General features: G+C 49.9%; 17 protein-coding genes. All 17 read left to right on the forward strand.

From position 1 onward, the window contains the following. Positions 1-56 precede the first annotated feature (56 nt). The 17 genes from aspS (at position 57) to DWZ44_RS05170 (ending at position 24,752) form a co-directional block, all read left to right on the forward strand. Positions 57-1,865 (forward strand): aspartate--tRNA ligase, encoded by a 1,809-nt coding sequence (gene aspS / locus DWZ44_RS05080; RefSeq protein ID WP_117804368.1) that lies wholly within the window; start codon positions 57-59, stop codon positions 1,863-1,865. A 223-nt stretch (positions 1,866-2,088) separates the two neighbouring features. Further along, positions 2,089-2,352: a hypothetical protein gene (locus DWZ44_RS05085; protein WP_022461142.1), complete on the forward strand. Its 264-nt coding sequence runs from the start codon at positions 2,089-2,091 to the stop codon at positions 2,350-2,352. Positions 2,353-2,574: 222 nt separating this feature from the next. After that, a complete protein-coding gene (locus DWZ44_RS05090) occupies positions 2,575-4,005 on the forward strand; it encodes an efflux RND transporter periplasmic adaptor subunit (protein WP_117804369.1) in 1,431 nt (476 codons plus the stop codon). Beyond that, positions 4,002-4,685: an ABC transporter ATP-binding protein gene (locus DWZ44_RS05095; RefSeq protein ID WP_117509246.1), complete on the forward strand. Its 684-nt coding sequence runs from the start codon at positions 4,002-4,004 to the stop codon at positions 4,683-4,685. Before DWZ44_RS05090 ends, DWZ44_RS05095 begins: the two co-directional genes overlap by 4 nt. Continuing rightward, the gene (locus DWZ44_RS05100; RefSeq protein ID WP_117804370.1) at positions 4,682-7,069 is read left to right on the forward strand and encodes an efflux RND transporter periplasmic adaptor subunit; all 2,388 of its coding nucleotides are present in this window, start codon (positions 4,682-4,684) and stop codon (positions 7,067-7,069) included. Before DWZ44_RS05095 ends, DWZ44_RS05100 begins: the two co-directional genes overlap by 4 nt. A gap of 11 nt (positions 7,070-7,080) precedes the next feature. Next, entirely contained in the window at positions 7,081-8,331 is a 1,251-nt protein-coding gene (locus tag DWZ44_RS05105; RefSeq protein WP_022461146.1) for an ABC transporter permease, read from the forward strand. Positions 8,332-8,606: 275 nt separating this feature from the next. Further along, a complete protein-coding gene (locus DWZ44_RS05110) occupies positions 8,607-9,074 on the forward strand; it encodes a CBS domain-containing protein (protein WP_022461147.1) in 468 nt (155 codons plus the stop codon). 22 nt (positions 9,075-9,096) lie between these two features. Next, positions 9,097-10,863, forward strand: coding sequence for an arginine--tRNA ligase (argS, locus tag DWZ44_RS05115; RefSeq protein WP_022461148.1), 1,767 nt, complete (start codon positions 9,097-9,099; stop codon positions 10,861-10,863). A gap of 292 nt (positions 10,864-11,155) precedes the next feature. After that, the gene (locus DWZ44_RS05120) at positions 11,156-12,613 is read left to right on the forward strand and encodes a serine/threonine protein kinase (protein WP_243867745.1); all 1,458 of its coding nucleotides are present in this window, start codon (positions 11,156-11,158) and stop codon (positions 12,611-12,613) included. After that, positions 12,610-13,944: a hypothetical protein gene (locus DWZ44_RS05125; RefSeq protein ID WP_117804372.1), complete on the forward strand. Its 1,335-nt coding sequence runs from the start codon at positions 12,610-12,612 to the stop codon at positions 13,942-13,944. Before DWZ44_RS05120 ends, DWZ44_RS05125 begins: the two co-directional genes overlap by 4 nt. Before the next feature lie 90 nt (positions 13,945-14,034). Continuing rightward, on the forward strand, positions 14,035-15,654 hold the full coding sequence (locus DWZ44_RS19110) for an HAD hydrolase-like protein (protein ID WP_117801725.1): 1,620 nt from the start codon (positions 14,035-14,037) through the stop codon (positions 15,652-15,654). 178 nt (positions 15,655-15,832) lie between these two features. Then, positions 15,833-16,564: a 30S ribosomal protein S2 gene (rpsB, locus tag DWZ44_RS05135; protein WP_022461152.1), complete on the forward strand. Its 732-nt coding sequence runs from the start codon at positions 15,833-15,835 to the stop codon at positions 16,562-16,564. Positions 16,565-16,684: 120 nt separating this feature from the next. Continuing rightward, positions 16,685-17,623, forward strand: coding sequence for a translation elongation factor Ts (gene tsf, locus DWZ44_RS05140; protein WP_022461153.1), 939 nt, complete (start codon positions 16,685-16,687; stop codon positions 17,621-17,623). Positions 17,624-17,877: 254 nt separating this feature from the next. Then, positions 17,878-19,557: an FMN-binding protein gene (locus tag DWZ44_RS05150; protein WP_117804373.1), complete on the forward strand. Its 1,680-nt coding sequence runs from the start codon at positions 17,878-17,880 to the stop codon at positions 19,555-19,557. Positions 19,558-20,297: 740 nt separating this feature from the next. Beyond that, on the forward strand, positions 20,298-23,036 hold the full coding sequence (locus tag DWZ44_RS05160) for a translation factor GTPase family protein (protein WP_117804374.1): 2,739 nt from the start codon (positions 20,298-20,300) through the stop codon (positions 23,034-23,036). A gap of 1 nt (position 23,037) precedes the next feature. Continuing rightward, on the forward strand, positions 23,038-23,742 hold the full coding sequence (locus DWZ44_RS05165) for an IspD/TarI family cytidylyltransferase (RefSeq protein ID WP_055219430.1): 705 nt from the start codon (positions 23,038-23,040) through the stop codon (positions 23,740-23,742). Beyond that, positions 23,739-24,752, forward strand: coding sequence for a galactitol-1-phosphate 5-dehydrogenase (locus DWZ44_RS05170; RefSeq protein WP_117804375.1), 1,014 nt, complete (start codon positions 23,739-23,741; stop codon positions 24,750-24,752). The genes DWZ44_RS05165 and DWZ44_RS05170 overlap by 4 nt, the downstream gene beginning before the upstream one ends.

A 24,752-nucleotide genomic window follows, 5' to 3' on the forward strand; every position in this document is an offset into this window, starting at 1 on the left:
TGTGCTGCGGATGCAGATTCTTTGTGTCCGCAGTTCCAAATAGGAGGAACAAGAAAATGGCTGAATCCATGAAAGGCCTGAAGAGAACCTGCCGCTGTGCGGAAGTCACAAAAGCAGATATCGGAAAAAAAGTAACCCTGATGGGCTGGGTACAGAAGAGCCGTAATAAAGGCGGAATTATTTTCGTCGATCTGCGTGACAGAAGCGGTATTATGCAGATTATCTTTGAGAACGGCCCGATCAGTGAGGAAGGTTTTGAGAAAGCAGCAAAACTGCGCAGCGAGTTCGTCATCGCCGTAGAAGGTGAAGTTATGGCCCGCTCCGGTGCTGTCAATGAAAATCTGGCAACAGGAGAGCTCGAAGTAAAGGCTGAGTCCTTACGCATTCTTTCCGAGGCAGAAACCCCGCCGTTCCCGATCGAGGAGGATTCCAAGACGAGAGAAGAGCTCCGTCTGAAATACCGTTACTTGGATCTGCGCCGCCCGGACATCCAGAGAAACCTGATTATGAGAAGCAAGGTGGCAATGCTCACCCGTGAGTTCATGTCAAAAGAAGGTTTCCTTGAGATCGAAACCCCGATGCTGACGAAATCCACACCGGAAGGCGCCAGAGACTATCTGGTACCGAGCCGTGTTCATCCGGGCAGCTTCTATGCACTGCCGCAGTCTCCGCAGCTGTTCAAACAGCTTCTGATGTGCTCCGGCTATGACCGCTATATCCAGATTGTAAAATGCTTCCGTGACGAGGACCTGCGTGCCGACCGTCAGCCGGAGTTCACCCAGATCGATATGGAGCTTGCTTTCGTTGATGTAGATGATGTTATCGATGTCAATGAGAGACTGCTGGCACACCTGTTCAAAGAGGTGCTCGGCGTTGAGGTACAGCTCCCGATCCAGAGAATGACCTGGAAAGAGGCTATGAACCGTTTCGGTTCCGACAAACCGGACCTGCGTTTCGGTATGGAGCTGGTTGATGTTTCCGAGACCGTAAAAGATACCGAGTTCGTTGTATTTAAGGGCGCACTTGAAAACGGCGGTTCTGTCCGCGGTATTAACGCAAAGGGACAGGGCGCAATGCCGAGAAAGAAAATCGACAAGCTCGTTGAGTTTGCGAAAGGTTACGGTGCAAAAGGTCTTGCATACATTGCAATCCATGAGGATGGAAGCTGGAAATCTTCCTTCTCCAAATTTATGACAGAGGAGCAGATGGAAGCCCTCATCAAAGCCATGGACGGACAGGCTGGAGACCTTCTTCTCTTCGCAGCAGACCGCAACAAGATTGTTTGGAACGTTCTTGGCGCACTTCGTCTGGAACTGGCAGAGCAGATGGGACTGCTCGACAAGAACGAGTACCGTTTCGTATGGATTACCGAGTTCCCGCTTCTGGAGTGGTCCGATGAGGAGAACCGTTTCACCGCAATGCATCACCCGTTCACCATGCCGATGGACGAGGATCTGCCGCTTCTGGACACCGATCCGGGCGCAGTTCGTGCAAAAGCTTACGATATCGTCCTGAACGGCACTGAGATCGGAGGAGGAAGCGTTCGTATTCACCAGAACGATGTGCAGGAGAAAATGTTTGAGATGCTTGGTTTCACAAAGGAACAGGCACATGAGCGATTTGGTTTCCTTCTGGATGCTTTCAAATACGGAGTTCCGCCTCACGCCGGACTGGCTTACGGACTGGACCGTCTTGTGATGCTGATGGCAAAAGAGGACAGCATCCGCGACGTCATCGCATTCCCGAAGGTAAAAGATGCTTCCTGTCTGATGACCGAGGCTCCGTCACCGGTTGACGCAGTACAGCTGGAAGAGCTTGGTCTTGAGGTTGAGCCGCAGGCTGAGGAAGAGACAACAGAAGAGTAAAGAAAATTTTGTGATTTACAGGACAGACAATTTTGCAGAAGTGCAGCGTTGTCTGTCCTTTTTTAGGTTTCACTCGATCGGTGTAAAGAAAAACTTAAGAAATTCTTCCACGTCTTCCCCGTTGTTTTGCTGGAAAAAAGTGCTACAATATGGTTTGTAAGAAAGATACGGAAACATCCACAGCAAGTGGAACACATAGAGAAAAAGACAAGGAGGGATCACGATGTTAGTTACATTAGTCATGCTGGCAACCTGTTTTGGTCTGCTCTGCGGAATTGGAATTTTATTTGGGATCGTCGGACTGCTGCTGAAATTTGGAGGAAAAGTCCTCGGCGCATGCGCCACTATTCTTCTCCCGATCGGCGTGATCTGGCTTGGATTTAAAATCGTGTTCGCCGTCGTTCCGCTTCTGTTCAAACTGGTCTGTGCAGCGCTGATCTGTTATCTCGTATACCGCATTCTGCGGGAGATGAAACTTGTAGCATAAAAAATAAAATCTAACAGATTCGAAAGAAAACCTGCTTTCCGTCATAAACACGGAGGCAGGTTTTTAATGACAAAAACAAAAATCTATTTTCAGAAAAAGCCAGTATTTGCTAAAAAAAGAGTAAGGAAAAAGTAAGAAAACAAAAAACAAAATGTGATACGATAGAACTAACTTGGGAAAGCAGAAAATTAATTTGTAAAATAGAAAAGTGGGAGGAAGCATATGAAGAAAAAAGTAATCGCGATTGTGTGTGCAGTCGCAGTGCTGGCGGCAGCCGGAGGGGGAGTGACATGGCATTTCCTTGGAAACGGTACAAAAGAGGACGATAACGTCGTCTATGTCAATACTGTAAAAGCCCTGACCAATCTGGGAACTGGAAATGGAATGGAAAACCGCTATGCCGGTGTTGTGGAGTCGGAAAATACCTGGAAGGTAGAGAAAAACAGCGAGAAAAAGGTAAAGGAAGTTTATGTGGAAGTCGGTCAGGAGGTTCAGGTCGGAACACCGCTGTTCTCCTACGATACCGAGAAATTCCAGAGTGACCTCGAGCAGGCGCAGCTGGATCTGGAACGCATAAACAATGAACTTTCAAGTATGAATACCAATATCAACCAGCTTTACAAAGACAAAAAGCAGGCATCAAAAGACCAGCAGGCAAGCATCACACTGGAAATTCAGGAAGCGGAGCTGGATTTAAAGAAAAAAGAATATGAAGGAAAATCAAAACAGGCGGAGATTGATAAATTAAACGATAACATCACCAATGCGACCGTGATCAGCGAAATCGCCGGTGTTGTAAAATCAATCAACAACGATGACAGCAGCGCCGGCGCTTACTCCGGTGACAGCTCCGACAATTCCTTCCTGACTGTTCTTGCAACGGGAAATTTCCGTGTAAAAGGCCAGATCAATGAACAGAATATGAGTGACGGTTCGATTACGGAAGGAAGCAAGGTGATCGTGCATTCTCGTGTAGATGAGAATCAGACCTGGACCGGAACCGTGACAAAGATTGATCGGGAAAATGCAAAGACCGGCAATAACAACATGTACAGCAGTTCCGGCGATGGCATGACACAGTCGAGCTCCTATCCGTTCTATGTACAGCTTGCCGGAACGAATGGTCTGATGCTCGGCCAGCACGTTTACGTAGAGCCGGATGTCGGCCAGCAGGAAGTCAAAACAGGAATCTGGCTGTCTGACTCCTTTATCAACGATGTCGACAGCAATCCTTACGTCTGGGCCGATAATGGAAAAGGCAAACTGGAAAAACGAAGCGTAACGCTTGGAACGTACGATGAAAACATGATGGAATATCAGATCACCGACGGCCTTGCAGAAGATGATGCAATCACCTTCCCGGAGGACGGTCTGGAAGAAGGGATGAAGACCGTAGTCAGCACCGACGGATCACTGGGACAGAGCAATCCGGCCGGCGGCGAGGATGACGGTATGCTTGACAACGACGATGGAATGGTCGACGACGGTATGAAGCAGGATGAAAACGGCATGGTTGACAATACCATGGACGGCGCAGAGTACAGCGGTGAGGAAGATACAACGAACGTGATCGGCGGCGCCGACAATGGTGATGCAGAACCGGCAGACACACAGGAAGCCGGATCAGCAGATGACGGGGAGGTGCAGCCGTGATTCTGGAATTAGAGAATATCTGTAAAGAATATATGCAGGGCAAAATCCCGGTTCCGGTTCTGAAAAACATCAACTTCTCCATGGAAGAAGGCGAGTACGTTGCGATCATGGGTCCTTCCGGTTCCGGAAAAACAACACTGATGAATATTGTCGGCTGCCTCGACCAGGCGACGAGCGGACGGTTGATCCTCGACGGACAGGACATCAGCAAATGCAGTGACAATCAGATGTCGGACATCCGCCTGCAGAAAATCGGCTTTGTCTTCCAGAACTTCCAACTCCTTGCAAGACAGAGCGCAATGGAAAATGTATGCCTGCCGTTGACGTACGCGGGCGTGCCGAAAAAAGAGAGAAGAGAGCGGGCAGCGATTGCCCTCGAGCGGGTGGGGCTCAGCGACCGTATGAGTTTCAAACCGACCCAGCTCTCCGGCGGACAGAAACAGCGTGTGGCGATTGCAAGAGCGATCGTCAACCATCCGAAAATTCTGCTGGCTGATGAGCCGACCGGAGCGCTCGACTCCCATTCCGGCGAGCAGGTCATGGAGCTGTTCCAGAGCCTGAACGACGAGGGCGTCAGCATCTTGATGATTACGCATGACGCGGAGATCGCATCGATGGCACAGCGCACCGTGGAGATCCGCGACGGAATGATGAAATCGAAGGAGGTGGCCGAAACATGAAAAAAGGAAAAGCCGCAAAGAAAGTCGTGATTGCAGTTGTGACCGCAGTTGCCGTGGGCGGTGTCAGTGTCGGCGGTTATTACGGCATCCGCCAGGCGCAGAAGACGACCGTAAAAGTGTATCCGGTCAGTGACTTTACGAGTGGTTACTGGGAAGACAGCATGAATATGGAAGGCCAGATCACCTCGACGGCTTCCCAGAACATCTATCTTTCCGACAGCCAGACCATTTCCCAGGTTCTCGTCAAAGAGGGCGATGTGGTAAATGCCGGAGACACGCTGATGACATACGATACCAGCATGATCGAGCTGGATCTGGAAACGCAGCAGTTACAGCTTGCACAGACAAAGCTGAAAATCCAGCAGAGTGAAAAAGAACTGGAAAAGCTGAAAAAGACAAAACCGGTAGCGGATACGCCGCTGGATCCGGTGGAGCCGGATTTCCCGGATTTTCCAGATGAACCCATCGATCCGGATTTCCCGGACGAACCGATTCCGACCCCAGAACCGGAGCCGACGTACGAGGATGCTGTTCTGTACAGCAGTACGAATAAGCTTGTATTTGGTTCCAAACCATACAAAGGAGAAGGAACGCAGGAAGACCCATACACCTATCTCTGCGCACCGGGGACAGTCCTGACAGGCGGATTCCTGAATCAGATGGCAGGATACGCGGATGAAAAGGGAACGAAAAAAGAAGAGGACAGCGAAGGATACTGGTTTCGCCTGGAGATTCATGAGGAAAACAAAGCCGCAGAGGCGCTGGAAACCGTGTGGGAGCAGGATGGAACGAAGATTGCGAAAGCATACGAGACTTCGTATGAAGCAGTCCTGAGTCTGAAAGAATCCGAATCGGCGGATGCACCGGAAATAAAAATTACCACGCCGATTGCAAACACAGAGGTTGCAGAGGGCGGCGAGCTGAAGCTGAAAATCGGAATCAATGAGAAGAAAGATACCGAAGAGAAGCCGGATGAGAAAGCCGACGATAAAACGGATGATAGAACCGAGAGTCCGTCCGAGGACGATGTGACACAGCCGGGTGAAGCCGGAAATGGAAGCGGTGAGGCAGACGATTCCACGGAAAACACCGAAACGGATGGCACTTACACATACGTCTGGAAACACAACGGAAAGACAATCGACGGAGATTTTAAGGATACTTACACAAAAGAAAACATCACAAAAGAGGATGCCGGAATCTATATAGTAGAAGTGACAGCGAAAAATGACAAGGGTACTTCCATGGCAGTCAGCACTGCAAATGTGGCGGTAAAAGAAGGAACGATTACCCCGACACCAAGTGTAACTCCGACCCCGAGCGTTACGCCGGGACCGAGTGTAACTCCAGAGCCGACCGTCAGCCCGGAACCAAGTACAACACCGATTCCGACCACAGAGCCGGTTCCAACAGAAACTCCGGTGCCGAGCGAGACCCCAGTTCCGACGGAAACGCCGACGCCGACCGAAGCCCCGGCAGAACCGGAAGCGGAACCGCAGAGCGAAGATGCACCGGAAGCAGTGCAGACGACAGCAAAAACCGTATTCTACGGTGAAAAAGCATCGGTACAGTCCCTCTTTACATCATCCACAGGAAGCAGCGCAAATAACAATACTTCTTCCGGTGATGATACCCAGATGACCTACACAAAAGATGAGTTGAAAAAAGCCATCAGCGAAAAAGAAAGCCAGATCCGTAATCTGAAGCTGGATCAGAAGGAAGAGGAACTCAAAGTCAAAAATACGCAGAAATCCCTGGATTCCCAGACCGTAAAAGCGACGATCAGCGGTGTGGTAAAGAAGGTTGGAAATGCAGAAAACCCGTCCAACGACGGAAGCGCCTTTATCCAGGTCAGTGGAAACGAAGGTCTGTACGTGCGCGGCTACTTAAGCGAGACGTATCTCGATCAGGTAAAAGTCGGCGATGAACTCAACGTGACTTCTTGGTCTTCGGGTGCTTTTGCAGCGGCAACCGTAACCGAGATTTCTCCGTACCCGACAACAAGCTACATGTCGTACAGCGAGACACCAGCCTCCTTCTATCCGTTCACAGCCGTTATCCCGGAAGGCGGAGAAGGTTTTGAAAACGGTGACTGGATCGAGATTGCAATCACTGTCGGAAACGATGTAGAAAACGGCAACGGCCTGTACGTCAGCAAAGAATTCATCCGCGAGGAAAACGGACAGAAATTCGTTTATATCCGGGATGAAAATGATAAATTAAAGAAACAGAATGTGGTAACCGGAAAACTTCTGTGGGGCAGTTATTACGAAGTGAAGAGCGGTCTTTCCGAAGAGGATTACATTGCATTTCCGTACGGCAAAACCGTGGTGGAAGGCGCAGACACGAAGGAATCCAGTTCATCGGATTATTACAACAGTTAAGGAGGCGCATTATGTTAGAAAATGTAAGACTTTCCTTTCAGGGAATCTGGTCACACAAAATGCGTTCCTTCCTGACGATGCTGGGCATTATCATCGGAATTGCGTCGATCATCTCAATTGTCTCCACGATCAAGGGAACGAATGAGCAGATCAAACAGAACCTGATCGGAGCCGGAAACAACAACGTGACCGTCAGTTTAAAGCAGGGCGACGGCGATTACTGGATGGACAACGGACTGCCAAGCGGCGTGTCGAAACTGTCCGATGATCAGAAAAAGCGGATCCGTGAGCAGGATCAGGTGGAAAATGCATCGTTTTACACCGAAAGAACGTATGTGAGCGGCATCGCAAAAGGAAACACAACACTGGACAGTGCGAAGGCGCTTGGCGTGGATGAAAATTATCTGTCGACGTGCGGATATCAGATTTATCAGGGACGCGGCTTTGTGGAGAGCGATTTCTCGAAGATCCACAAAGTTGTCCTCCTCGACGATACCGCAGTGCTGACACTCTTCCCGGATGAGTCGCCGGTCGGCAAAACGATCGAGATCATGGGAGAGCCGTTCACGGTGATCGGCGTGATCAAAAAAGCCGATTCGTTCCAGCCGGTCATCAATTCCAGAGATGACTACTATACGTACAATCAGGAATCCTATCCGCTGGTGCTGATGCCGGATGTCTGCTGGCCGATCGTATTCCAGTATGATGAACCGGAAAATGCCGTTGTGATGGCAAAAACGACCGAGGATATGAGCACGGTGGGAAAGACAACAGCGGATATCATGAACGAATCCGTGACCAATACAACTGATTCTCTTTCCTATCAGGCAGAGGATCTGCTGGAGAAAGCAAAGAGTCTGCAGGAGTTAGGCCAGAGCACGAACCAGCAGCTGATCTGGATCGCGAGCATTTCGCTTCTGGTCGGCGGTATCGGTGTTATGAATATTATGCTGGTATCTGTAACGGAACGTACAAGCGAGATCGGCCTGAAAAAGGCGATCGGAGCAAGAAAACGCAGAATTCTGTTCCAGTTCCTGACCGAGGCGGCGGTGCTCACCAGCATCGGCGGACTGCTCGGCGTGCTGGGCGGCATTATCATGGCACAGGTGATTTCGAGGGTATCGCAGACGCCTGTGGCGATCAGTATTCCGGCAATCATTTTCTCCGTGGTCTTCTCCATGGTGATCGGTATCGTATTCGGCCTGCTGCCGTCGGTAAAAGCAGCGAACCTGAATCCGATCGATGCGCTGCGAAGAGAATAGAACAAAAAAGAGTTGAAAAATCCGTGCGGGTACAGCGTAGGTGCTGGATCCGTGCGGATTTTTTGTGCGGCGTGTGCGGATGAAACTTAAGATCTTTACTTTTTGCGGAAAGTCGGTTATACTGGAAAATAAGCGCAATTTGCGGCGCAGCAAAGAGGCATTCGAGTTTCGGATTCGGTATGTTTATGAAAATATAAGAAAGATTCAAAGACATTTCACATTCGTTTATGGTATAATCAAACAAGAGTATGACCAACGAAAAGGAGTATACGCGAATGAATATTTTGTTTTTTATCACACCGAAAAGTGAAACGGCTTATCTGTATGACGACTGCTCACTTCGGCAGGCCATCGAGAAGATCGAATATCATAAATACACGGCGGTTCCGGTACTGAACAAAAAGGGCTGCTACGTGGGAACACTGACGGAAGGAGATCTGCTCCGCATCATAAAAGAACGGTATCTGCTGAATTACCATGAAGCAGAGGATATCCCGCTCTGGCAGGTTCCGAAACGGTGGAATTATGAGTCCGTCAACATCAACAGCAACATCGAGGACCTGATCGAGATGTCCATGCGGCAGAATTTCGTTCCAGTTGTGGATGACGAGGGAATCTTCATCGGCATCATCCGAAGAAGAGATATCATCCAGTACTGTTATCAGAAAAGCGGCATCAAAGAAGAGGAAGAAGCCCGGCGCAGCGCGCGGAAACAAAACGCAGAACAGATGATTCTGCAGTAAAGAAGAAAATGAGGGAAACATTATGAAAAAACTGATCGATCTTATCCAGGAAGAGCTGGTAAAAGCCTTTACCGCTGCGGAGATGGACCCGTCCTATGCAAGGGTTTCCGTTTCCAACCGCCCGGATCTGTGCGAATACCAGTGCAACGGCGCAATGGCAGCTGCAAAAGCATACCACAAAGCACCGATCCAGCTGGCTGAAGCAGTTGTAGAAAAAGTGACCGATCACAGCGTGATCGGTGAAATTGAAGCCGTAAAACCGGGATTCATCAACCTGAAAATCAACCCGGAATTTCTGGCAGATTATCTTTCCAAAATGCAGAACGATGAAGATCTTTCTGTAGAGAAAGCAAAAAATCCGAAAACCATCATCGTAGATTACGGCGGAGCAAACGTGGCAAAACCGCTTCACGTCGGCCATCTCCGTTCTGCGATCATCGGCGAGAGCATCAAGCGTATGGGACGCTTCATGGGCCACAACATGATCGGTGACGTTCATCTTGGAGACTGGGGTCTGCAGATGGGACTGATCATCACCGAGCTGCAGGAGCGCCATCCGGAGCTTGTTTATTTTGATGAGTCCTTTACGGGAGAGTACCCGGAGGAAGCACCGTTTACGATCAGCGAGCTCGAGGAGATTTATCCTTGCGCAAGCGGCAAATCAAAAGAGGACGAGGACTATAAGAAACGTGCACTCGAGGCAACGAGAGAGCTGCAGCAGGGCAGAAGAGGATATCGTGCGATCTGGAAACACATTATGAACGTTTCTGTTGCCGATCTGAAAAAGAACTATGGAAACCTCGACGTTCATTTCGATCTGTGGATGGGTGAGTCCGATGCACAGGAGTACATTCCGGACATGGTAGATTACCTGAAAGACAATGGTTATGCACATTATGACCAGGGCGCACTCGTTGTTGATGTCAAAGAAGAGACAGACACAAAAGAGATCCCGCCGTGCATGATCTTAAAATCCGATGGAGCAGCTCTGTATGATACGACAGACCTGGCAACCATCATCCAGCGTATGAAACTGTACAAGCCGGACGAGATCTGCTATCTGGCAGACAAACGTCAGGAGCTTCACTTCGTACAGTGTTTCCGCTGTGCAAGAAAAGCAAAACTGGTGAATGATGATACCGTTCTTTCCTTTATCGGCTTTGGTACCATGAACGGAAAAGACGGAAAACCGTTCAAGACCCGTGAGGGCGGCGTTATGCGTCTGGAGCGTCTGATCGGCGAGATCAACGATGAGATGTATCAGAAGATCGTGGAGAACCGCAGCGTAAAAGATACGGATGCAAGAGGAACGGCACAGATTGTCGGACTGTCTGCTATTAAATACGGTGACCTGTCCAACCAGGCATCGAAAGATTATGTATTCGATGTTGAGAGATTTACTTCCTTCGAGGGAAACACCGGTCCGTACATCCTGTACACGATCGTTCGTACAAAATCCATCCTCGGAAAATATAAAGAAGAGGGAAATGAACTGAAGAAAGGCGCACTTCTGGCACCGAAGAGCGACAGCGAGAAAGCTCTGATGCTTTCCGTATCCCGTTTCAACGGCGTTGTGGAGAACGCATTCGAGGAGAAAGCACCGCATAAGATCTGTGCTTATATCTACGAGCTTGCAAACGAGTTCAACCATTTCTACCACGAGACCAAGATCTTAAGTGAGCAGGATGAGGCAAGAAAAGCATCTTACCTGGCACTGCTGGATCTTGTCCGCGAGGTACTTGAGACCTGCATCGACCTGCTGGGATTCTCGGCACCGGAACGGATGTAAGATTCGTCAAGAGGGAAAAAATAGATAAAAAACAGGCGATTTTTTTGGCAGCCGTCGGCTTCTGTAGTTCTTGCAGAAACGGCGGCTGTTGTGTTATACTTACATCACGATTTTTCATCCGCTTGGACATTTGTCCTGAAAAATCGATTCTATATTACTCTATCGAAGAGCCATTCGGCTCAATTTATATCCATGTACAAAAACAGAATATCGGACTGACAAACACTTTGACGTAAAAAGAGGAGGCGGGATCATTGGAAAAGTAGAACTTCCGGGAGGGAAGTATCGCCTGCTGTCAGTGCTCGGAAGAGGGGCAACGTCTGTCGTTTATCTTGCAGAGAAAACTGGATCCGGAAAGCGGTATGCAGTCAAGGTAAGTATATGTGACAGGGAAAAACTGCGCCGGGAAGCGTTTCTTTTACAGAAGTTTTCATATCCCGGGATTCCCTGTGCGGTGGAACTTCTGGAAAGTGGGACAAAAAGCTTTCTGGTGATGGAAGCTGTAAACGGAAAATCTATCGGACAGCGTATGCGTAAGGGAGAACGGTTTTCCAGCCGGGAAATTCTGAAAACGGGAATTGCCCTGAGCGGGATTCTCTGTTATCTCCATGCACAGAACCCGCCGGTTTTCTACCGGGATCTGAAGCCGGACAACGTGATGATAACAGAGCGTGGTGAAATATACCTTGTGGATTTCGGTGCAGCCGGAACAGAAGAAACGGGTGTGGAAGTCCGTTATGGAACCCGCGGTTATGCAGCGCCGGAGCAGTATAACGGGAAGTGTGACGCCCGTTCCGATCTTTATGCACTCGGCGCACTGCTTGCGGCAATGGCGAAGCATGCGAAAAAGCGGCAGAAAAGAGGACTCTGGCGGGTGATGGAAAAGTGTATGCAGAAAAAGCCGGAGGAGCGGTATGCGTCTGCCAGAGAAGTCAAAAAGGCACTGCGGCGGCTGGAAAGAAAGCAAAAAGGCAGGAAGACTCTGCGGATCTTTGCAGTTTTTGCTTTTCTGACAGGAGGAGCGGCTGCAGTTGCCAGCAGGATGCCATGGGGTCAGTTTCCGGCGGCAGACGAATGGGAGGAGCAGGGCGATCTCTGGTTCTGCGGAAATCCGGTGGAAGAAGGCAGTCTGCCGAACTACCAGAAAGCGCGGGAAGCGTTCTTAAAGGCAGACCATCTCAGTCAGGCGGGGCGTGTGGAGCAGGAACTTGTGGAATACTGTCTGGCGGATGATGCGGCAAGGGAAAAAATGCAGATGGAGCCATTGCTGGCTGAATTTTATGATGACACGCAGCAGGAGCCGGAAAAAGAAAAACGCTGCCGCAGATATCTTGCTGTTGCAGGAATGTATTTCAGTTTTTCCGAAGAACTGGCGCGTGAAAATGACATAGACGCCATGCGGAAAGGAATCGAAGTGCTGGAAAAGGCCGCAGGCGAGAATATGGAGGGGAAGTGGGAGGCGGTTATCTGGCAGAGACTGGCGGATGCGTGCTATCTTGGCGGAAAATCTGGGGATGGGGAAAGAGAACAGGACTGGTGCCAGGAGAGCTTTCTCTATTACGAACGGCTTCTGTGCAGCAGACAGGATGGAAACCGGCGGAAAAATCTGCTCAGGGCCGCAGAGCTGGCACTTCAGTTCGACATGCAGGAAAAAACAGAACAGTACCTCAACGAGGCAGCAGAAATTCCGGGAATGGAGGAGGACATTTTTTATCAGCAGATCAGAAAAAGATGGGAGGAAGCAGGATGAGAAAAAAGACCATATGCGCAATGATGACAGGATTCCTGGCCGTCCAGGGAATCGAAGTCCACGCGGAGACACAGCAGACGACAGGCGAGGCCGCAAGTGCGGTGGAAAGCGTGGAATTAGAAGCTGAAATCATCGAGAACAGTGATGTGACAGATGCAGACGGGAAAGCCGGACCGGAGGAACTGCTGCCGGACGAAAAGTCAGAAGAAGAACCGCCTATAGAAGAGAAACCAGAGCAGGAACCAGAGCCGCCGGAAGAGAAAACAGATCCGGCAGAGACCGGAAAGAAAGAGACAGAAGAAGAAAAAATGCTTCCCCCGACGGTAATTCCGGATCCGGAGAAAGAACCAGCGGAAAGGTGGGAAGAAACAGATACAAAAGAATCAGAGACAGAAGAGTCAGATTCGGAGAGAACGGATTTTGGAGAAATGGACACAGAAAAACCAGATTATGAAGATGCAGGTTCAGAAAAATCCGGAACGGAAAATTTGATGCCAGAAGATTCGGAACCGGAAAAGCCTGATATGGAAGAAACGAAGCAGGAATCTCCGTCAACCGAAAAAGAGTCAGAAAATCAAACCTCGGAAACAAAAGCACCAGAAAAAGAAGAGCCTACCGTAATGCCAGATGCCGGAAAGGCAAACACAGAAAAGCAGGAACAAACGGAGCCCGGGCAATCGTCTCCGGAGAAAGAAGAACTCAAAACAGACGAACAGCTGCCCGTTGCTGCAGCCACGCCCGAGGAGGTGACCCAAGATCCAGATGATACTCCGCTACAAACAGAAGAAAGCAGTCCTCCGCCTGCCGAAACTCCATCTGAGAGTGCCGGGGAGGAGCCATCTCAAATACCGCCGCAGATCATCGCTGATTTCATATTATCACAGATAGCAGACGAAGATTTCGAAGCGCCGAACCCCCTGATTATCCGCCCGGCCGACACCAGCGTCGAAATAGATCCCGGTTATACCCCGGAAATTCTGCTCGAGGGAGCCGCCGACACGGCTGAAATTCTTTCCTGCATGGTAAATGGCTCCGAAGCCGAATACGAATGGAAAGAAAACAAAATCTGTCTGAAAGCCGAGAGCCTTTCCGAAGGCTACAACCGCATCACTGTAAAAGTGCGTGGCGCAGACGGCATTGTACGAACCATGAAACCGTGGGAAGTCAACGTGAAACCAAAAACTTCCACACTTGTCAGCCAAAGAACCAGCCAGAAACCAAAAGGAACCCGCCTCTTGCAGTCCTTAAGGCGCCTCTGGAACCTGATTCGTGCCATTGCCGAAATTCAGAATCAGACCACCCGCTATCTGCGTGCACTCTGCAGAAAATAGCCTGATCCGGTTTTGTTTGTATTTCTAATTTCGATATGCTAGAATAAAAGACATGTCATACGATAAAAAAGTAAAAGAGGAAATAAGAGTATGTCAGATATGATATTATTTGATCTGGACGGAACCCTGACCGATTCCGGTCCTGGAATTACAAGATGCGTACAGTATGCGCTGGCATCCTTTGGCATCGAAGAGCCGGATCTGGAAAAACTGAACTGTTACGTGGGGCCGCCGCTTCTGGAATCTTTCATGAATTTTGCAGGCCTTGGCTGCGAAGAAGCACAGCAGGCCATCACAAAATACCGGGAGCGGTACGAGGCAGAGGGCATTTTTGAAAATGAAGTATACGAGGGAATCCCGGAGGTTCTGGCGTATCTGAAAGAGAAGGGAAAAATTCTGGCGGTAGCATCGTCCAAACCGGAAAAATACGTGGAGCAGATCCTGGAGCATTTCGAAATCAGAAAGTATTTTACCGTAGTAACCGGTTCAGAAATGAACGAAACCAGAACCGATAAAGGAGAAGTCATCGCAGAGACGCTGCGCCGACTCGGAGCAGAAGACAGCCGTTCCGACGTGGTGATGGTTGGTGACAGAAGCTATGACGTAATCGGGGCAAGAGAAAACGGACTGCTCTGTGTCGGCGTATCGTATGGGTACGGCGGAAGAGAAGAACTCGAGGCAGCAGGTGCCGCAAAGGTATGTGATACACCGGAAGAACTGAAACTGCTGGCGGAGGATCCGAAAGAAGAGAAGAAAAGACGCGACCGCATCAAAAAAATGAAGCCGGAGCGTATCCCGTGGCTGACAAGAGGAGAAAGTGGAACAGGAATCTTTGCGCCGAAAGAGAAAAAAGCAGAGAATATAAAAGAAAAAAGGACAGCGAAAACAGAGCCAAAAACGGAGGAAATCGTAATTCCTATCCAGCGGAAGCTATGGCGTCTTTTAAAACCGCTTCTGACGTACGAACTGTTTCTGATCGGAGCAACCGTACTTCTGGCGCTGATCCTGATGACGTTTACGACCGGCGGTTATCTGGAAGAGCGTATGCACGCGACATCCGTTCTTGCATCAGCAATCGGCAGTCTGGCGGCGATCCCGGTTCTCTGGAAACAGTACAAAAAAGATGAAGGCATGTTCCCGAAACCGGAAAAACGGTGGAGTGCGGCAGAGGCAGCCGCCTGTATTCTGCTGGTTATGACCTTCGGCCATCTCCTGAATACTGTAATGAACGTGACCGGCTTTACCAGAATCTTTTCCGGCTATCAGGACATGGCATCAAAGATTTATGAAGGACAGAACCCGCTGCTTCTGATCCTGTCCGTCGGTGTGCTGAGCGCGGCCGCAGAGGAAATTGTTTTCCGCGGCATGATTTACCGCAGGGCAAAAGATTTCTGGGGAACCGGCTGGGGCATCGCAGCATCATGTCTGCTGTTCGGTGCATATCACGGCAATGTGACGCAGTTTGTCTATGCAGCCGTGGTAAGTGTGCTTCTGATCCTTATTTATGAGCGGTGCGGAACACTCCTTGCCCCGGTTCTTGCGCACATGGCAGAAAATATCTGGGGACTTTACCGGAGCCAGTTCGTATCCTGGATGACCCAAAAAGCGCCGGCAGGTGCATGGATGTTCATCTTTTTGGAAGCGGTAATCTGCGCCGGAACATTCTGGTATCTGTTTTTAAAGGATAAACAGGGAAAAACACAAAAATAACAGAAAAAAACCGCAGAATCCGCGAAAAAAATGCTTGTCATGAAAAAAACTCTGTGATACAATCTTACTGTTGCACAATAAGCACCCATGCGGTACCAAGGATGGTGCCTGTTTTTTGAAAAACAGGTTCCAAGGTGAAAAAACATGGGGAAGAATAAAACCATAAGGAGATAAAACAATGAGCGTAATTTCAATGAAACAGTTACTGGAAGCCGGTGTTCATTTCGGACATCAGACAAGAAGATGGAATCCTAAAATGGCTCCGTACATCTACACAGAGCGTAATGGTATCTACATCATCGACCTGCAGAAATCTGTAGGAATGGTAGATGACGCATACAAAGCTGTTGCAGACATCGCAGCAGACGGCGGCACAATCCTTTTCGTAGGAACCAAAAAACAGGCTCAGGACGCTATCGCTGTTGAGGCAGAGCGCTGCGGAATGTACTATGTAAACGAGAGATGGCTCGGCGGTATGCTGACCAACTTCAAAACCATCCAGAGCCGTATTGCAAGACTGAAAGCAATCGAGACCATGGAGCAGGATGGCACCTTCGAAGTTCTTCCGAAAAAAGAAGTCATTGAGTTAAAGAAAGAGCTTGCAAAACTGCAGAAAAACCTTGGCGGTATCAAAGAAATGAAGAGACTGCCGGACGCTATCTTCGTAGTAGATCCGAAAAAAGAGAGAATCTGCGTACAGGAAGCTCATACACTGGGAATTCCGCTGATCGGTATCTGCGATACCAACTGCGATCCGGAAGAGCTTGACTATGTAATTCCGGGTAATGACGACGCTATCCGTGCCGTAAAACTGATCGTTTCCAAAATGGCAGACGCAGTGATCGAGGCAAAACAGGGCGAGGCTGAGGAAGCTGCATACGAAGAAGCAGCAGAGACAGACGCTGAATAATTTACGCGAAGTAATGAACTGGGGGGAACTTGAAATTCAGGTTCCCTTCGGCGAATCTCACAATAGCAGACCGGCATGAAGATGCAGTCTGCTGAATCACGTATACGGAGGAATAAAACAATGGCTATTACAGCAGCAATGGTAAAAGAGTTAAGAGAAGTAAGCGGTGCTGGTATGATGGACTGCAAGAAAGCTCTTACAGCTACCGAAGGTGATATGGACAAAGCAATGGAGTTCCTGAGAGAAAAAGGACTTGCTACTGCTCAGAAAAAAGCTGGCAGAATCGCAGCTGAGGGTATCGTTATGCTGAACGTATCCGAGGATGGAAAGAAAGCTGTCGCTGTAGAAGTAAACGCTGAGACAGACTTCGTTGCAAAGAACGAGAAATTCCGTGGCTATGTAGCACAGGTTGCAGAGCAGGCTATGGATACAACTGCAGCAGACGTAGAAGGATTCCTGGCAGAGCCTTGGAAATTCGATACCAACGAGACCGTTGGCGAAGAGCTGGCTCATCAGATCGCTACCATCGGCGAGAACATGAACATCCGTCGTTTCCAGCAGGTAAAAGAGGAGAACGGTTTCGTTGCTTCTTATACTCATATGGGCGGTAAAATCGGTGTTCTGGTTGACGTTGAGACAGATGTTGTAAACGATGACCTCAAAGAGATGGCTAAAAACGTTGCAATGCAGATTGCAGCTCTTCGTCCGCAGTACACAAACCGCGACGAAGTAAGCGCTGATTACATCGCACATGAGAAAGAAATCCTCATGGCTCAGATTCAGAACGACCCGAAAGAGTCCCAGAAACCGGAAAAAGTTATCCAGGGAATGATCCAGGGCCGTATCAACAAAGAGCTCAAAGAGATCTGCCTGCTTGACCAGGTATACGTAAAAGCAGAAGACGGAAAACAGTCCGTAGCTCAGTATGTAGCACAGGTTGCAAAAGCAAACAACGCAACCGTAGCAGTAAAAGGTTTCGTTCGTTTCGAGACCGGTGAAGGAATCGAGAAGAAAGAAGAGAACTTTGCTGAGGAAGTTGCTAAACAGATGAACGCATAATTCAACTGTGAATTTGTAAAAATAACGCAAAAATATAAAACCCTCATAAATGTGCAGAAAATACACGATTTATGAGGGTTTTTTACTGTCACAGGCAGTATCCATCGGAAATGCAGTAAGTGCCCTGAAGGATACCGTCCCCGGAGATTTCTCGGCAATGAATCTTTCGGAGATTTGTGAATTAATCCAGGAACATAAATCGAATGGTCCGGTAATGGAGATGAAACGTTAAACATAAGAAAAGAGGAACAAATTTGAAAAAACAAGACAAAAGAAACTGGCCGAAAGCAGTGATTCAGATCCTTTCTTTCCTGCTGATCCCGGGCTTGTTTGAGGCGCAGTTTTCTGCGGTTGGGACGATTATTTCCGCAGTTTATCAGGGGACGGTTTCGTGGGAACGGATCAGGTATTCGGTATGGATGGTGCTGGCGACGGTTCCGGCGGTGATTATTGTGGGACGGTTTTTCTGCGGATATTTCTGCAGCTTCGGGGCTGTGCAGGATTTTCTGTGGTTTGCAGGAAATAAGCTGAAAAAGCGGTTTCGAAAAGCAGGTGCGAAAAACCTGCATTCAAATTCAAAGAAGAGTGGAAGAAATGTTCCAACAGGCTGGATCAAATATGGTGTGCTCCTGTTCTGGGCAGTCTTCGTATGGAGCGGTATGATAAAATGGAACATCGCAGGGCCGTGGCAGGTATTTGGACAGTACAGTTCCATCGGACACTGGCCGGGCGTGAAGCCGATGTTTTCGATTGGCGGTGCGCTGATTCTGGTGATTTTCGTCGGATCCGTCTTAATCCAGCGCTTTTTCTGCCGGTATCTCTGTCCCATAGGAGCCATCTACAGCATGATTTCCAGATGTACTCTGTTAAAAATTGTAAAACCGCGGAGCAAATGCGGAAACTGCCGTCTCTGTACTGCAAAATGTACCATGGGAATTGATCTGACAGAAAAAGAGCAGACGGCAGGCGGCGAGTGCATTGGATGCGGGGTATGTATAAACGGATGTCTGAAGAACAATGCACACTGGAAGTACCGATACAGCGTGTGGATCGGTGTCGGGGTGACCTGTCTTACGATTGCAGCGTCACAGTTCCTGATCCGGAGCGAGAGCGGTTCCGTTGGTAAGACAGCAGGTGATGCGGCCATTAATACGGCAGAACAGAATCTGGACAGCAGATTCCAGGACGGCGCTTATTCCGGAAGTGGAGAAGGCTACCGCGGAACCGTGACCGTTTCCGTAAAAGTGGAACAGGGAACGATAACCGGATTGACGATAGAGAACGCCGAGGATGATCAGACATATCTGGACAGAGCAAAGTCAGGAATCTTTTCGGAAATCATGAAAAAACAGAGTGCCGAGGAGATAGATACCGTTTCCGGCGCCACCTACAGCAGTAAAGGGTTGATTGAGGCCACTCAAAATGCGTTAAAAGAAGCCGCCGGAGATGAGAATACTGTACAGGAAAATACAGCATCTGAATCGACGGATACAACGGAAGAAAAACAGGCATTCCTGGACGCCGGCCGTTTCCACGACCTGAAAGACGGTATCTGCACGGGTACCGCCGATGCCTTCCGCGGGGATGTCGAAGTGCAGGTAACGGTAGAAAACCAGAAAGTGACCGACATCTCCATCCTTTCCTACTGCGACACCGAGGAATACTTTTTCCGTGCAGCGCCTTACGTGATAGGGCAGATGAAAGAAGAACAGAGCCTTAACATCGACGCCTTGAGCGGTGCCACCTACAGCAGCAACGGTATCATTCACGCCACCGCCAATGCACTCGAAATCCCGGAAGACGAATATGCACCGCGTCCTGGCCGGGATCTGGCACATAAGCAGAAAGAGCACGGTCATATTGTAAAACATACGATCGAGAGCCAGGAGCAGTATGAAGAAAAAGTAAAAGAATACGAAGACGCACAGAATTAAAAAACAAAAATAATCTCAAAATAAGCACTGTAAATACATCCATCTGTATTTGCAGTGCTTTTCTGCTGTAACAGAACCCCGCCTGACTGCATCAAAAATATAAAAAATTTAACAATCATTTGATATAGACCTTATAGGAACAGGATAGCAGTTAAAATACAAATGTGCCACGATCGTGATTGTAGTAAAAAATATTCTGAAAGAAATGGCAGGAACAGCAAAAATACAGCGGTTAGGCTGGAGTCTGGAATGGATGCAGCGCATATCTGAAAAAGGAAACGAAAACCTGGGACAGCTGGGGTATACGGATCATTCGCAGAAACACTGTATGCAGGTTGCCCATCAGGCAGAGTACGGTGCACTTCTTGCAAATGAACTTTTAAAAGAAACGGATATGACGTTGGAAGACAGAGTAACCATCGTTCCTTGGTTCTGCAGTTATTGCAGCTGTAAAACTGGCAGGCGGAACGATCAACGTGGCGGTTGCATGCCTGGCGATTTTCTTTGCACTGGGATTTATTTTCCTGAAAATTGCAGATCGGCAGCCGATGGCGGGGGAGAGATAAAACAGAACATAACATAAAAAATCTCAAAGCAGGAGAGAAATCCGCTTTGAGATTTTTTGCGTTTCACTCCGGGGTTCCGCAATGAGAGGTTTTGTGGTACAATAAGCAGTGAGTCGGGCCGCAGGGGATGAGGGGGCCTGAAAAATATGAATCATACAGACAGGATGAAACAAAATGGAAAAAACCAAAAAACTGGCGGTAGGCATTTTAGCGCATGTCGATGCGGGAAAGACGACGCTGGCAGAGGGAATTTTATATAAAACAGGCCAGATCCGGAAAGCCGGAAGAGTGGATCACAAGGACGCCTTTCTGGACACGGAGGAACTGGAAAAAGCAAGGGGCATCACGATCTTTTCCAAACAGGCCGTGCTGAAGCTGAACGAGACGGAGGTCACACTCCTTGACACGCCGGGCCATGTGGATTTCTCGGCGGAGATGGAGCGCACTTTACAGGTCATGGACTATGCGGTTCTTCTGATCAGCGGTGCGGACGGCGTGCAGGGGCATGTGGAAACCCTGTGGCGGCTGCTCGCGCGGTATGAGATCCCGGTCTTTCTCTTTATCAACAAGATGGATCAGCCAGGCACGGATGCGGAAAAACTGCTGGAAGAACTGCAGAGCCGTCTCTCAGAGCACTGCCTGAATTTCTCGCAGGATCTCCAGAACGCAGAATTGCTGGAAGAACTCGCCATGTGTGATGAGGACGTGCTGGAGCAGTATCTGGAAACGGGAAGCGTGGAAGAAAACCAGATCCGCACGATGATCGCAGAGCGGAAGGTTTTTCCGTGCTGCTTTGGCTCTGCACTCAAGATGGAGGGCGTGACGGAATTTCTGAAAATTCTGGACCGGTTTACAAAAACGCCGGAGTACGGCGGGGATTTTGGCGCGCGCGTTTTTAAGATTTCAAGGGACACGGCAGGAAACCGTCTGACGCATCTGAAAATCACGGGCGGCGTGCTGAAGGTGAAGCAGATGCTCGGCGAAGAAAAGGCAGACCAGATCCGTATTTATTCCGGTGCGGGCTATACGATGGTACAGGAAGCACCGGCGGGGACGATCTGTGCCGTAACGGGACTGAACAGCACTTTCTCCGGTCAGGGCATCGGCAACGAAACCGAGGCGGAAAAACCGGTGCTGGAGCCGGTGCTGACGTACCGCATCGAGCTTCCGCCGGACTGCGATGTCCATCAGATGCTTGGAAAACTGCGCCAGTTAGAAGAAGAAATCCCGGAGCTCCACATTGTCTGGAATGAGCGCCTCGCGGAAATCCATGCGCAGGTCATGGGTGAGGTGCAGATCGAGATCTTAAAGAGTCTGATCCACGAGCGTTTCGGCGAATGGGTGGAATTCGGAGCCGGAAATATTGTATACAAAGAGACGATCCGCAGTACCGTGGAGGGTGTCGGCCATTTCGAGCCGCTGCGCCATTATGCGGAAGTTCATTTGCTGCTGGAGCCGGCAGAACCGGGCAGCGGACTGCAGATTGGAACCGTCTGCAGCGAGGACACCCTGGACCGCAACTGGCAGCGTCTGATCCTCACACATCTGCTGGAGCGGAAGCATCCCGGCGTGCTGACCGGGTCGGAGATTACCGATATGAAAATCACGCTGGTCAAGGGCCGTGCGCACATTAAGCACACCGAGGGCGGCGACTTCCGCCAGGCGACGTACCGTGCGGTGCGGCAGGGACTGAAAAAAGCAGAATCCGTTCTGCTGGAGCCGGTCTATGCGTTCCGTCTGGAAATTCCGTCGGAATCGACGGGACGGGCGCTGAACGATATCCAGCGGATGTACGGCAGCTTTGAACCGCCGGAAATGGAAGGCGATATGACAGTGATCACCGGAACCGCACCGGTTGTGACGATGCGGGATTATCAGAAAGAAGTGACTGCTTATAGCCGGGGACGCGGAAGAGTGTTCTGTACCTTAAAAGGATATGAGCCGTGTCACAACGCGGAGGAAGTGATTGCCTTCATCGGCTACGATTCCGAGGCGGATGTGGAAAATCCGACGGGTTCTGTGTTCTGTGCCCACGGGGCAGGCTTTGTCGTTCCATGGAATGAAGTGGAAGACCATATGCATCTGGAATACACGCTGGAAAATCCGGAAGAAGAAAGCGATTCAGCCGAATCTGCGGCAGACCGGAGCGGCGGAGCATCCTCTGTGCAGAAAGCAAAAAAAGCATCCGACCGCGTGCCGATGGCAGCTTCCCTGCAGGAGGCAAAGGAGCTGGAAGAAATCTTTACGAGGACATACGGCAAAGTGGAGCGGAAGCGCGCCGGTTTCGAGCGGCGGACACGTCCGGTCACCTCGTCATCCGGCATCGGGGATCCCAAATATGCAAAATCAAACCGCCCGAAGGAGCCGCAGGAGGAATATCTGCTGGTGGACGGCTATAACATTATTTTTGCATGGGATGATTTAAATGAGCTGGCGAGGTATAATATTGAGAGCGCCAGAGGAAAGCTGATGGACATCCTGTCAAATTATCAGGGATATAAAAAAATGACGCTGATTCTTGTCTTTGATGCCTACAAAGTAAAAGGCAACCAGGGTGAGGTCGGCATGTACCATAATATTCATGTCGTTTATACGAAAGAGGCGGAGACGGCTGACCAGTACATCGAGAAAACGGTTCACAGGATCGGCCACAACGGCAACGTAACGGTGGCTTCCTCGGACGGTCTCGAGCAGATCATCATTATGGGAGCGGGCGCGCATCGTCTCTCCGCACGGGATCTGCGCACCGAGATTGAACATACAAACGGCCAGATCCGGGAAAACTATCTGGAGAAAGAACAGAAAACGAAGTCGTACCTGCTGGAGAACGCCTCTGGAGAACTGGGAGACTTTTTAAAAGAGCTGGAAGAAGAGCGAAAAAAAGAGAGTAAAAAGAGCAAAGGAAAGGCTTAAGATGAATTACGCAATCATATTATCGGGGGGAATCGGAACGAGAATGCAGATGGGGGATTTTCCGAAGCAGTATCTGGAAGTGGAAAAGAAACCGATTCTGCTGTATACGCTGGAGCAGTTTCAGAAAAGCAGTGCCGTTGAGAAAATCGTCATCGTGGCGGCAGATGCCTGGAGAGAGAAGATCCGCGGATGGATGGAAGAAGACGGGATTACGAAATTTCTCGCCTTTGCGGATGCCGGGGATACGCGGCAGGAATCCATTCATAATGGCCTTACCGTCTGCATGGAGGATTCCGTATCGGAGAACGACGGTGTGATCATCCACGACGGCGTGCGGCCTCTGGTGAGCGAACAGCTGATTGGCGACTGCCTTGCGGCGCTTGCCGATCATGAGGGCTGTATGCCGGTGCTGCCGATGAAGGACACGATCTATCAGAGCAGCGACGGAACGAAAATTGACCATCTGCTGGAGCGCAGCACGCTGTTTGCCGGTCAGGCGCCGGAAGCCTTCCGGCTGCATCCGTACGCGAAGATCAACCGGGAAGCATCGAAAGAGGAGCTGTCCCTCACAAGGGGAACGAGTGAAATTGCCTACCGCCATGGAATGGATGTGGCGATGATCCCAGGGGATGAGCGGAACTTTAAGATTACAACAAGGAGCGATCTGGAGCGTTTCTGTACGATTGTGGAAGGAGAAACGAAATGAGAGCATACGAGCTGCATGGAGTCAATGATTTAAGAAGGGAAGACATCGAAAAACCGGAAATCCCATCCGGCTGGGTTCTGGTGCAGGTAAAGGCATCAGGAATCTGCAGCTCCGATATTCCGCGGATTTTCACAAACGGAACATACCATTTTCCAACGATTCCGGGTCACGAGTTTTCAGGCGTGGTTGCCGCATACGGCGAGGGTGTGCCGGAAGAGCGAGTTGGAAAACGGGTCGGCATTTTCCCGCTGATCCCATGCCGCACCTGCCCGCAGTGCCGGCAGAAAAAATATGAGATGTGCGAACACTACGATTACCTCGGCTCGCGCCGGGACGGCGGCTTTGCGGAATACGTGGCCGTGCCGGACTGGAACCTGATGGAGCTGCCGGAAAACGTCAGCTTCCGCGAGGCAGCAATGCTGGAGCCGCTCTCTGTGGCGCTTCATGCGGTGAAACGAAGCGGTGTGAAGCCGGGCGATACCGCAGCAGTGATCGGAACGGGCATGATCGGTTTTGCAGCGGCAGCGTGGGCGAAAGCGCTCGGCGCCGAAACCGTTTTTGTGATTGGACGGGGCGAAGCAAAACGTGCGGTCGCAGAACAGATCCCGGGCATCTCATATGTGACGGAAGAGGAGAGTAAAGCGATTCAGGCGGATGTTGTAGTAGAAGCGGTCGGAACGCCGCAGGCCGTTTCCGGTGCAGTTCTTCTTGCAAGACCGGGCGGAAGCATCGTGCTGATGGGAAATCCATCGGGCGATCTTGCGATGGAAAAGAACGTGTACTGGCGCATCCTGCGCAAACAGCTGAACCTGATGGGAACGTGGAATTCTTCTTATGAAAAAGATGAAGCCTGCGACTGGACGGAGGCACTCGATGCGCTTTCGAAGAAGAAAATCCCGGCACAGGCGCTGATCACGCACTGTTTCCCGTCCGAAAAGCTGATGGACGGACTGGAACTGATGAAAAATCATAAAGAGCCATACTGCAAAGTAATGGTTTCATGGGAGTAG

Origin of the sequence: Blautia sp. AF32-4BH (assembly GCF_003460565.1) — a bacterium.
Lineage (GTDB): Bacteria > Bacillota > Clostridia > Lachnospirales > Lachnospiraceae > Fusicatenibacter > Fusicatenibacter saccharivorans.